Annotated in this window: 14 protein-coding genes; 9 read left to right on the plus strand and 5 right to left on the minus strand. The window is 48.2% G+C overall.

Translation table 11 applies throughout. The annotated features are described in order from the left end of the window. Position 1: 1 nt before the first annotated feature. From ACM64D_RS16290 to ACM64D_RS16310, 5 genes are read right to left on the minus strand one after another with little or no spacing between them, the layout of a single operon-like run. Positions 2–382 (minus strand): acetyl-CoA carboxylase biotin carboxyl carrier protein subunit, encoded by a 381-nt coding sequence (locus ACM64D_RS16290; protein WP_415064299.1) that lies wholly within the window; start codon positions 380–382, stop codon positions 2–4. Next, positions 382–1860 (minus strand): acetyl/propionyl/methylcrotonyl-CoA carboxylase subunit alpha, encoded by a 1479-nt coding sequence (locus ACM64D_RS16295; protein ID WP_415064300.1) that lies wholly within the window; start codon positions 1858–1860, stop codon positions 382–384. Before ACM64D_RS16295 ends, ACM64D_RS16290 begins: the two co-directional genes overlap by 1 nt. Further along, positions 1860–2639, minus strand: a complete 780-nt coding sequence (locus ACM64D_RS16300; RefSeq protein ID WP_415064301.1) for an enoyl-CoA hydratase-related protein — start codon at positions 2637–2639, stop codon at positions 1860–1862. The genes ACM64D_RS16295 and ACM64D_RS16300 overlap by 1 nt, the downstream gene beginning before the upstream one ends. Before the next feature lie 2 nt (positions 2640–2641). Further along, complete coding sequence (locus ACM64D_RS16305) at positions 2642–4249, minus strand: carboxyl transferase domain-containing protein (RefSeq protein ID WP_415064302.1); 1608 nt, start codon at positions 4247–4249, stop codon at positions 2642–2644. 8 nt (positions 4250–4257) lie between these two features. Beyond that, positions 4258–4890 (minus strand): DUF4442 domain-containing protein, encoded by a 633-nt coding sequence (locus tag ACM64D_RS16310; protein ID WP_415064303.1) that lies wholly within the window; start codon positions 4888–4890, stop codon positions 4258–4260. 101 nt (positions 4891–4991) lie between these two features. On the opposite strand from ACM64D_RS16310, the gene ACM64D_RS16315 reads away from it, so the two are divergent. The 9 genes from ACM64D_RS16315 to ACM64D_RS16355 all read left to right on the plus strand — a co-directional run bounded on the left by ACM64D_RS16315 (position 4992) and on the right by ACM64D_RS16355 (position 11567). Continuing rightward, entirely contained in the window at positions 4992–5474 is a 483-nt protein-coding gene (locus tag ACM64D_RS16315; RefSeq protein ID WP_415064304.1) for a hypothetical protein, read from the plus strand. Further along, positions 5474–6508 carry a class I SAM-dependent methyltransferase gene (locus ACM64D_RS16320; RefSeq protein WP_415064305.1) on the plus strand — a complete coding sequence of 345 codons (1035 nt, stop codon included), beginning with the start codon at positions 5474–5476 and terminating at the stop codon, positions 6506–6508. Before ACM64D_RS16315 ends, ACM64D_RS16320 begins: the two co-directional genes overlap by 1 nt. A 22-nt stretch (positions 6509–6530) precedes the next feature. After that, positions 6531–7055, plus strand: coding sequence for a GNAT family N-acetyltransferase (locus ACM64D_RS16325; protein WP_415064306.1), 525 nt, complete (start codon positions 6531–6533; stop codon positions 7053–7055). Between the two features lie 26 nt (positions 7056–7081). Next, positions 7082–7879, plus strand: a complete 798-nt coding sequence (locus ACM64D_RS16330) for an endonuclease/exonuclease/phosphatase family protein (protein WP_415064307.1) — start codon at positions 7082–7084, stop codon at positions 7877–7879. A gap of 116 nt (positions 7880–7995) precedes the next feature. After that, the gene (locus ACM64D_RS16335) at positions 7996–8526 is read left to right on the plus strand and encodes a hypothetical protein (protein ID WP_415064308.1); all 531 of its coding nucleotides are present in this window, start codon (positions 7996–7998) and stop codon (positions 8524–8526) included. 18 nt (positions 8527–8544) lie between these two features. Continuing rightward, positions 8545–9375 carry an ABC transporter ATP-binding protein gene (locus tag ACM64D_RS16340; protein WP_415064309.1) on the plus strand — a complete coding sequence of 277 codons (831 nt, stop codon included), beginning with the start codon at positions 8545–8547 and terminating at the stop codon, positions 9373–9375. Beyond that, complete coding sequence (locus ACM64D_RS16345) at positions 9326–10144, plus strand: ABC transporter permease (RefSeq protein WP_415064310.1); 819 nt, start codon at positions 9326–9328, stop codon at positions 10142–10144. The genes ACM64D_RS16340 and ACM64D_RS16345 overlap by 50 nt, the downstream gene beginning before the upstream one ends. Before the next feature lies 1 nt (position 10145). Then, on the plus strand, positions 10146–10940 hold the full coding sequence (locus ACM64D_RS16350; protein WP_415064311.1) for an ABC transporter permease: 795 nt from the start codon (positions 10146–10148) through the stop codon (positions 10938–10940). A gap of 12 nt (positions 10941–10952) precedes the next feature. Beyond that, positions 10953–11567, plus strand: coding sequence for a glutathione S-transferase family protein (locus ACM64D_RS16355; protein ID WP_415064312.1), 615 nt, complete (start codon positions 10953–10955; stop codon positions 11565–11567). Positions 11568–11588 lie beyond the last annotated feature (21 nt).

Raw genomic sequence — 11588 nt, forward strand, 5'->3', positions numbered from 1 at the left:
CCTATTTATCGGTCGTCGGCTTAATTCTCACAAGAGCTTTTCCAAGAGCCACTTGCTCTCCCACCGTGCAGTTGATGGAATCGATGGTCCCGTCAATCTCGGCCTTTAAAGTATACTCCATCTTCATTGCTTCCATCACCAAGACCGCTTGCCCGATAGACACCGCAGAACCTGGATTTAACAAAATCTTAGTCACCTTCCCCGGCATCGGAGCCATGACCTGATCCGAAGAGCCTCCGGCCCCCGCTTTTTTGCGAGACTTTCGTCCTGTCCCTGCATCCACCGTAAACACACGTCCATTGTGATGCACCCACAAAGTGCCTTTGATCAGTTGAGCCTGGGCCTTATGGTCCACTCCGTCGATACGAACTTTGATTTCCATTAGATCCCCCTCCAGTAAGATGCCCACGGAGAAACTGCCAAGGAGGTCGCTGATTCACCTCCCCCGCGAAGTTGCAACAAAGCCCCTTCCGCCACTTTCTTTTCTGTTTCAGAAAGAGTGGGTTCTTTGAGAGATTCACTAAAGTACGTCTCAATAAATCGTGTGGTCATCGTGCCCATCACAAATTCTTTGTGAGACAAAATCTCGATCAAATAGGGAATATTCGTATGCACTCCAAAAACCACAGAGTCTTTCAATACCCGAATCATCTTTTGAATCGCGCGAGAACGTGTTTCGTCCCAGACAATCACTTTCGCAATCATCGGATCATAGTAGGGTGTGATGGTGTCACCATCATCAAAACCATACTCGTAGCGGCGTCCTGGGCCCTCGGGCCACTCCACATGCCCCAAGGTTCCCGTCGAAGGAACTCCACCTAAATAAGGATTTTCAGCATAGATACGACACTCAATGGAATGTCCTTTCGGCGCACGAATCTGCTTGGGATCGTGAACGAATTCGCCTTGAGCAGTGAGGATCTGCATTTTAACCAGATCGACACCCAACACTTCTTCCGTGACCGGATGCTCAACTTGCAAACGGGTATTCACCTCAAGAAGATAGAACTCTCCATCTTGCAAAAGAAATTCGACGGTCCCCGCCCCTTGGTACTTGCCCAGTGTCGCAATCGCACAAGCCGCCTCACCCATGCGGCGACGAAGTTCATCCGTCAACGATGGTGACGTCGCTTCTTCAATAATTTTTTGATGGCGGCGCTGAACAGAGCATTCGCGATCAAAGAAATGAACCACATTCCCGGTGCTATCACCGAAAACTTGGAACTCAATGTGTTTGGCGCGATCCAAATATTTTTCCAAAAAAACTTTAGGCGATCCAAAGGCCGACTGAGCCTCGCGCTGCGCGGACTCAATCAATTCTCCGGCCTCTGCAGAAGACTTGATCAACTTCATACCGCGCCCACCGCCGCCGGCTGCGGCTTTGACAATCACGGGATAGCCGATTTTTTCAGCTTGAACGATCAAATGCGCAACATCTTGATTCTCGCCTTGGTAACCTGGAACCAGCGGAAGACCTGCTTGTTTCGCAAGTTCCTTACAATGAACCTTGTCCCCTAAAGAGCGAATGGATTCGGGTGACGGGCCGATAAAGACCAGTCCCGCTTTACGAGTTGCCTCGGCAAAGTCGGCATTCTCAGACAAGAAACCAAAACCCGGATGAATGGCTTGCGCCCCCCCGGCCAAAGCTCCGTTGATATTCGCCTGAATATTCAAATAGCTTTCCGCTGTCGCCGCCGGCCCAATGCAGATTGTTTTTGTCGCCATTCGATAAGCGCGAGAATGAATATCGGCTTCCGAATGCAGAAGAACTGTTTCAATTCCCAGTTCTTCACAGGCCTTGATAATACGAACAGCCACTTCACCACGATTGGCGATGGCAATACGAGAGAACTTACCCATTATTGAGGTCTCCATGTCGGTTCACGTTTTTCAAGAAAAGATTTTAGGCCCTCTTGTCCCTCGGGACTGGCTCGACGTTCCGCAATCACTTTCGCGGTCGCCTTCTTTTGCTGATCCCAGGTCATTGAATTTAAACTATTCAAAAGCTTTTTGGTTTCACGAACGGCTTCAGGTCCACATTGGCTGTAGTTGTGCAAAACCTTTTGCAAGACAGTATGTCCTTCACCGGCAGGCACCACTTCTGTCACCAAACCCACCTGCTGAGCCGTGTGCGCATTAAAGACCGCCGCAGAAAGCATCAAAGGACGTACTTTTCCGGGAACCGCTTTACGATTCACAAAAGCACTGATAACCGCAGGGGCAATGCCCAACTTCACTTCACTAAAGCAAAACTGAGTTCCCTCTTCAGCAACGACTTCATCGCACGCGGCGATCAAACCCAAAGCCCCCCCGAAGGCGGCGCCGTGGACCAAACCAATCACGGGTAAAGAACACTGAGCAATAGCTTCAAACATCGCAAAAAGCTTCAAGGAGTCTTCGATATTCTGATCAAAAGAGAAGTTCACCATCTCTTTCATCCAGTTGAGATCCCCGCCAGCGCAAAAAACCTTTCCTTCACCCTGCAAAACCACAGCGTGAAGATCGTTGCGAGATTCAAGCTCCACGAAGGTCTTCGTAATCTCGGCAATCATTTCTGGATTAAAAGCATTACGCACTTCAGGTCTATGAAGTTTGACGTAAGCGACTTGATTCATCTCTGTCACAACAACAAAAGACATAATTACATCCTAAAGACGCCTTGGGATTTTTCACCCCAAGATTTGTTAAGGCTGGCCGCAATTCCCAACGCCAATACACGGCGCGTGTCTGCGGGATCAATAATACCGTCATCCCAAATACGGGCTGATGAATAGTACGCCGAACTTTCACGTTCATATTTTTCCAACGTGGGACGTTTGAATTCGACTTGTTCATCGGCTGTCATCGTTTGTTTTTTAGCCGCCATCTGATCCAACTTCACAGTCAATAAAACATTGGCAGCTTGTTCACCACCCATCACGCTGATTTTGGCATTCGGCCACATCCACAACTGACGGGGTTGATAAGCTCGTCCGCACATACCATAGTTCCCGGCGCCATAAGAACCGCCGATCACCACCGTGAATTTCGGCACATGGGCATTGGAAACCGCCATCACCATCTTGGCGCCGTGTTTGGCAATCCCCTCATTTTCATATTTCTTTCCGACCATGAAACCCGTGATGTTTTGCAAGAAGATCAACGGAACTTCACGCTGTTCACACAGCTCAATAAAGTGCGCGGCTTTTTGCGCGCTTTCGCTGAAAAGCACACCATTGTTGGCGATAATTCCCACCGGCATTCCCCAAATATGGGCAAACCCCGTCACCAAGGTTTTTCCAAACAAAGGTTTGAACTCATGAAAACGAGATCCATCCACAAGGCGCGCAATCACTTCACGCACATCAAAAGGAACACGGCTGTCTTTAGGAATGACACCATAAAGCTCTTGTGAATCAAAAAGAGGCTCTTCCACAGGAAGGGTTTTCAGTTGCACCGCGCGTTTGTGATTCAGATGTGCCACAATCGAACGAGTGATTTCAATGGCGTGTTCGTCATCTTCAGCGAAATGATCTGTGACACCACTTGTTTCACAGTGCACTTGAGCTCCACCCAACTCTTGGGCGTCCACGACTTCGCCCGTCGCCGCTTTCACCAATGGAGGACCGCCCAAAAAGATGGTCCCATTTTCTTTGACGATCACGGTCTCATCACTCATTGCCGGGACATAAGCTCCTCCGGCCGTGCAAGAGCCCATGACCACCGCAATTTGCGGAATGTTACAGGCCGACATGCGAGCTTGATTATAGAAAATTCTTCCGAAGTGATCGCGATCCGGGAAGACGTCCGCTTGCATTGGCAAAAAGGCGCCGCCGGAGTCGACTAGGTAAATACAAGGAAGACCGTTTTCAAAAGCGATTTCCTGTGCGCGCAGATGCTTCTTCACCGTCATTGGGAAGTAAGTGCCGCCCTTAACCGTCGCATCGTTAGCAACAATCACGCACTCTGTCCCATGAATAACACCAATGCCAGTGATTACACCCGCACCTGGCGCCTGACCTTCATACATATCCCAGGCCGCCAAAGTCGAAAACTCAAGGAAGGCCGTCCCCCCATCGACGAGAGCTTCAATGCGCTCTCGTGCTGTCAACTTCCCGCGGGCCTTGTGTTTTTTGGTTGCGTCCTCGCCACCACCTTGTTTTACCAGCTCCACACGTTCGCGCCATTCTCCAACGATGTTGAGCATCGCTTCCCGATTGGCTTTGAAGTCCGCTGAACTTGTATCAATATGACTTTCCAAAATTTCCATAAAACCCTTTAGCCTTGTCCGCTTAATGCGGGCGTGTGTTTGAAACTTAAGTGCAGTTGCAGTTCCGCCACCGCCTGGTCATGGTCATCAAAAACTTTAAGCTCAGCCTCGGCCTTGGCTTCGCGATGCTCCCGAAGGGCCGCTAGCACCATCTCGCGCGTCGTCTCAGGCAGCTCCATACGCACACGGCAGTCTTCTGTTTGGTTCTTGAAGAAGTCCGCCTCAACACGAGAAACTGTCACTTCAAAAGTTCCAATCGGAGCGTGACGCATCCACAACAATTTCGCCGCTTCAATAGCGGCTGTGGTGATCGCGCCTTCGTGCATTTGCTTCACCTCGCTCAAATTGCGAGTGCGCGCGGGAATCACCATTTCAACTTGAGTGTCTGACAAACGAGAAATTCTCAAACCCATACCCGCCGAAAAAGGTCTTACCATATCCAGCGCATAACTCAAGGCAGCATGAGACGCCTTCGGAGACACCTCCTCAAGCAACGCCGCCAGATCCGCAGCGCTCAGACGAATGCCTCGGTCTTCGAGTTGGCTTTTGAGGCCCTCTTTGGCCGTTTGCAGTTGCTGACGCAGATTTTGTTCCAGCTCAATCCCTTTAGACATTAAGATTGTCAGCCATTGTTGATTCATGAGATATCCTCTCTGCACGAATGTTGAAAAAAACGGAATATCATGGTCGGATAAGGATGTCAGTTTTATCACACTGAGTAAATAGAGAGAGGACTCTAGAGATGAAGAAAATTGTTAGTCTCATCGTTTTCATTGCCGCACTTGTTTGGACTTGGAATGTTATCCATACTTCTCAAGCCGTGGGATTTGAGACGCACTCCGGCATTCAGGTTAAACTTGCGGAACTTATCGAAAATACGCTCGCAACCAAGAAACCTCACGCGAAAGATCTTTCGATCACAAGACTTTGGACAGAATCTTTGGGCGACAACAAGGTTCGCGCCGTTTTTGCCTATAAATTCATCGACACCACCGAAGGGGGCGAAGCCCTCGAACAAGTGATCGAAGGCGAAGCGATTCTTCATCGTGAACCCTCTGAAAGTGCCAATGTCGACAAGTGGACCCTTCAGTCTGTGAAAACAACCAACGATATCGTAGTCTTCACAGAGGGCTCAACAATCACTCCTGGTGAAGAAGCCCCTGACTCTGCGCAAACACCGGCCCCCACCGCAACACCCGCGCCCACTGGGGCACCTCACAAGTAATGCCTATTCCCACACAGTTCATCCAGATTGATGAAGAGGGTTACGGTCTAAGCCGCGAGGTTCGCATCCAGGACCCTCTTGTGGGACAAGAAATTCTGCAAAATTTAAAACTTCATGAAGGTGGAACTCTGCTTTCAACGATCGGGGACACTCCCGTTATCGTCGAAGCCTTCGATGAACCCTATGTTGCTTTACAGGTTCAGGTGAAAGACGGTGCGTGGGAAATCTCTCTTCCCTACGGTGTTCACTTCGCATTTTCATTAGAATCATTGTCTCTGGATGAGTGGGATCGTTTTCACGGCTACACTGCAAATAAAATTCCCTTTGTGATGTCTCGCAAAGCTCAAGCAAGTTTTTTCAATATGCTTGATGGATTTGGCGACGACTTCATTGAATTCCAAGGAAAAACTTACGAGATTCCCGAGTACTGGCCCTCCAATCAAGACGTAGAAAAAGAACGTTATTGGAGTCAGATTTATGAAACGGAACCCAATCCCGGCTGGAACTTAGGCGAAGCCGCCGAAGCCCTCAAAGACATGCTTCCGCGCCTTAAAATCTCGCGCTCTCGCATTCTTGTTTTGGGTTGTGGAGAAGGACACGATGCCGCCTTCTTCGCGCAAGCCGGTCACGTGGTGACGGCCGTGGATATTTCTCCGCAAGCGATTGAAAGAGCCAAAAAGAATTATGGCCACCTTGAAAATCTGCATTTCGTAGAAGCCGATCTTTTCAAACTTCCACGGGAGTTCGATCAGGCCTTTGACGTCGTGTTTGAACACACTTGTTATTGCGCGATTAATCCCGCCAAACGCCAAGACCTTGTTAAAGTATGGAACCGGGTTCTTGTCAGCGGCGGCCACCTTATGGGCGTCTTCTTTGCATTCGAAAAAAGACAGGGGCCCCCTTACGGCGGCACCGAGTGGGAACTTCGCCAACGCCTTAAGTCTTCCTATCACCCCATCTTCTGGGGGCGCTGGCAAAAATCCGTCCCTCGCCGCCAAGGAAAAGAACTTTTCATCTATTGCAAGAAAACCTAGAGGTACCCTTCCGGAGGTGTGTATGCATATTGAGTTTACTCAAGCGGACGACAGTCACGTGGACAGTCTTGTTGAACTTGTGAACTCGGCCTATCGTGGAGAGAGCTCCAAAGTGGGCTGGACAACCGAGGCCGATATTTTGGGAGGCCAACGCACTGACGCCGAAGGCATCCAAGAGATGATCAACAAAGAAGATTCGGTTATTTTGATTGCTGAAAACGATGATAACGGAGACCTCGTAGGTTGCGTTCATTTAGAAAAACAAAACGCCAAATGTTATCTGGGAATGCTCACCGTCGATCCCTCTTTGCAAAATAAGGGAATTGGCAAGATGCTCCTGACTGAGTCGGGAGCTCTTGCACAATTCTGGGATTGTACTAGCATTTTTATGACGGTGATTTCAGCGCGATCAGAGCTTATTGCTTGGTATGAAAAACACGGCTTTCGAAAAACCGGGGAAAAAAAACCTTTCCCCTATGGGGATGAACGTTTCGGACTTCCGAAAGTCGAAGGACTTGAATTCATCGTCCTGGAAAAGAAAGTCTAAAAAAGAATCGCATCACGGAGGTTCTTATGATCAAAGGATTGATCTTATTTTTGTCGTTCCTCACTGCCCTCACGGCCCAGGCCAAATACGAAATCCCTGACGATAAAAATGTCATGCACCACTTTGGCGAATGTCGGGCCGAGTTTCTACCGCCTCAGTTTCATCTTTTTGTCTGGAATATTAAAAAGGCCGAAGCCAAGGATAATTGGGCTCGGGACTTTCAACATTTTGTTTCTAATGCGGACATCGTCCTGATCCAAGAAGCCATGATGGATGGCTACATGCCGTCGGTCGCCCTTCGTCACAAAGAGTTCTGTTGGGATTTTGCCGCCAGCTTCATTGACAACGACCGCAACCCCACAGGCGTTATGAATGGCTCCCCCACAGTTCCTTTATCCCTGCACTTTCTTCGCAGTCCCGGCCGCGAACCTGTCATTAAGACACCCAAGATGGTGATTGTCGGCGAATACGCCCTGGCCAACATGAAAGACACCCTTCTGGTCGCCAATATCCACGGCCTCAATTTCGTCAAAGATCAGCAAAACCGGGAACAGATCGAACAAGTAGCGTCCTTCCTGAAAGACCACCGTGGACCCATCATCTTTGCGGGAGACTTCAACACCTGGAATGGCAACCGCCTCAAGTACTTGGATGAGATTTTAGGGGCTATTGGCTTAAAAAAGCTCCCCTTTGAAGGCGACAACCGCCGTTTTAAGTTGGATCACATCTATGTTCGGGGCCTAGAGGCCACTCAGACCGACCTCTATAATGATATCGAAAGTTCCGATCACAAACCAATCTCTGCCGACTTCCGTATTCGCTAGGAGTTGGCTTAGAAACCATATCCGGGAAGTAATTCATTTTTCGCATAATAACTTCCCTTCTATGTATTAAAATTTCTCTCATTTTGAGCGCATAGTCATCCTCGTTGGAGGTTGTTATGTCATTTAAAACTGCTGCATTCGCACTTTTGAGTCTTCTCGTTTCCTCCATCACTTTTGCAGATCAGATGGGCCCTAACGGAGATAAATTCTATGAAGAGGCTGCCCATTTTGAGAATGCTTGCCAACAAGAACCCTGCAAAGCTCCCTACGCCAAGCAACTCGTTTACGATCAAAGCAGCAAATTCACAAAAATTTCAGCCCAAACCCGAGACGCCCTTAAAAAAGTTGCGGTGGACCAAGCCCAAATATGGGGCGACACCATTCTTGAGGGGGACTACTACTCTTCGGGTCGCACTCGTTTAGATCAAGTTATCGGTTTTTATAAAGATAATCAGCTTGTCGGCTACAAAATTCAGTACTCCGAAAAAGCTTGGTATACCGGCAACTGCGACTTCAACGGAAAAAGAGAGTCTCTTAAAAACTGCCAAGAAGGTCGTATTGTTGAGGGCAGCTATGTTTCCCCCGATACTCAAACTTATTTTAGCGACGAAGAACGTTACGCTGAGTTTTCTTTTGCCGAGAAGTAGTCTATAGTCATCGCCAGCATGGCGATAGTAATAGAAACCAAAGATCTCACCCGCGTCTACAAGACCTACCAAAAGCCCGAAGGATTTATCAATTCTTTGCGTGGCTTTGTTAATCGTAAATACGTCTCAAAGGTAGCCCTTGAAAAAACCACTCTGCAAATTGAGTCCGGCCAGATTGTCGGACTGGTCGGCGCCAACGGAGCCGGAAAGACCACTCTTTTAAAAATTCTTTCTGGCCTTGTCACTCCCACCAGTGGCGAAGCCCGGGTTCTCGGTTTTACTCCTTGGGAACGAAAGAATGATTTCCTTCGCCAGATCAGCATCCTCTTAGGGCAGAAGAACCAACTTTGGTGGGACATTTCTCCTGCGGATTCCTATGCTTTGCTGGCGCGCATTTACGATTTAGATCCCGCACAAGCGCGCAAAAGAGTCGAATACCTGTCTGAGATGCTTCAGTGTTCCCACGTTCTACACACTCAACTGCGTCGCCTCAGCTTGGGAGAGCGCATGAAGATGGAGATCATCGGGGCCCTGTTACACGAACCTAAAGTTTTGTTTTTGGATGAGCCTACCATCGGCCTGGACATTGTCGCCCAAGAAACCATTCGTGAGTTCCTAGATCAATACGTAAAAGAAAAAGGTCCCACGGTGATTTTAACCAGTCACTACATGGATGATATTGCTAAGCTGGCAGACAAACTTCTTTTAATCAGCAAAGGCCATATCGTCTATCAAGGAACCGTTCCCGAATTTGTTACGAAATCTAACACTGAGATGGCTGAAGATGAAGAGGTAGATTTTGAAGAAGTCATTCGTCGTTTTTTGGAGACGGAATCTCGCGTTCGCTAAACTGGCGATCGTCTCCAATTTAGAATATCGACTGAACTACTTTGTGGATGCTCTTTTGCAACCCACACTGACCACCGGCATTGAAATGCTGTTGTGGTTTGCCGTCTTTGCGGGCGCGGGCACCTCCGAAATCGCCGGGTTCGGCCGTGAGTACTATCTAGCCTATGCGATGTGGGCGGCTTTTTTTGCGCGTATTTGCACCAGTTGGATGTATGAAACCCGCATGATTCAAGAAATTGATTCTGGCAGCATCAATAGCCTTTTGGTTCGTCCCATGAGTTTTTATGAATATTATTTTTCCCAACTCATGGGCTATAAGTTTGTCACCACGATTGTTTCTATGATGGTCCCCCTGATCGCCATAAACTTTTTCGATCTTCCCACCAAGTTCGAACGCCTGCCTTTGGCGTTTGCCTTAGAGTTTTACTATCTGATCCTGGTTCATTCGATCAGCTTTGTGATTGCCTCCTCGGCCTTTTACTTAAATAAAGTCTATGCTTTGACCGGGGCTAAAAATCTTGCGCTTTGGCTTTTCACCGGAGAACTTTTTCCATTAGATCTTATGCCTGAGCCCTTTAAGTCCGCTGTCATCGCCCTGCCCTTCAGCGCGGGAGTTTATGTTCCGGTGGGATATCTCACTGGGCGCCTTGAAATCTCATCCGTATGGCAAGCCTTTGGCTCTATCACCATCAGCATCGTGCTCGTCAATGCCCTGGGGATTTGGATGTGGAAAAAGGGCGTGAATGTCTATTCAGGAACCGGAGCCTAAGATGAAAACTTTAAAAAAGTATTTCTCTTTGTACCTGGCTCTGTTTCGAACAAGTTTCATCGCGGACCTAGAGTACCGAGTCAACTTTCTTACTCGCATCGCCACGGACATCTTTTGGTATTTTGCCCAGATTATGACCTTTGAGGTTTTATTTCGCCACACACCTAAAATCGGTGATTGGAATTTGGAACAAATGCGGGTGTTTTTGGGGGTCGTCTTTGTCGTCGATGGTCTTTATATGATCATTCTTTCAGAGAATCTCGATCAATTTTCTGAAAAAGTTCGTAAAGGAGACCTGGATTTGCTTTTAGCAAAACCAGTAAATTCTCAATTCATGATCAGTTTGCAAAAAGCTTCTACGGCGATGATCGGCAATTTGGGTTTGGCGATGGCCTGGTTCACGTACAGTATCATTCAGTTGCCGAACTTTGAATGGTTACGCCTGTTCTGGCTGATTCTGCTTATTCCTTGTGGTTTGACTGCCCTTTACACCATGAGATTCTTTATGGCGGCCATGGCGGTGATCTTTGCTCGCTCTGAAAACTTGCAGTTTATCTGGTACCAAATCTATCGTTTAGGCATGAGACCGGATTCCATTTACGTCCCGTGGATGAAGTGGATGCTGTTGACGGCCCTTCCCGTTGGAGTCATCGCCAGTGTTCCGGCGCGGGCTTTGTTAGAGCCACCGAACTTGCCTCTTTTCCTGTGGGTCGTAGTTCTTTCATTTATTTTAATTTATCTATCAAACAAGTTCTGGAAGTTTGCACTCAAGTTCTACTCCAGCGCCAGTTCTTAAGGAGAATTTTTTATGATTAAAATCTACGGATCGCCCAGATCCAGCGCCGGCCGCTGCTATTGGATGCTTGAAGAGCTGAGCCTCCCCTATGAGGTGATGCCCCTGGATATGCGCAATAAGGAGCACAAGTCCGAAAGCTATCTGCAAATCAATCCCAACGGCAAAGTCCCCGCGTTGATTGATGGTGACTTTGTGATTTGGGAATCAATGGCCATCACCCATTATCTCGCAAAAAAATACCAAAGCCCGCTGGCGGCCCAGACTCCTGAAGAAGACGGCCTTATTATGCAGTGGAGCTTATGGTCTTTAGTGGATCTTCAAACTCCGACCGTAGACTGGTTGATCCAAGAAATCTTCATGCCGCCTGAAAAAAAGAATCCTCATGTCATCGAAGAGGCTCAAAAGAAGATTCCCGGCTTTCTTGGAGTTCTTGAAAAATCCTTACAGAACAAAAGTTATCTGGTTTCGGATAGATTCACCGTTGCAGATCTTAACGTCGCCTCTGTCATCAATATTTTGACCGCTTTAAAGTATGACCTCTCCAGCTTTCCCAACGTAAAACGCTGGATGGGCCTGTGTTCGGAGCGCCCGGCGATGCAAAGACTCCAAAAACTTCGCGAGGCTTAAATAAAAAAACGCCGAAGACGA

The sequence above is a fragment of the Bdellovibrio sp. genome, from assembly GCF_047637665.1.
In the GTDB taxonomy this organism is placed as follows: Bacteria; Bdellovibrionota; Bdellovibrionia; order Bdellovibrionales; family Bdellovibrionaceae; genus Bdellovibrio.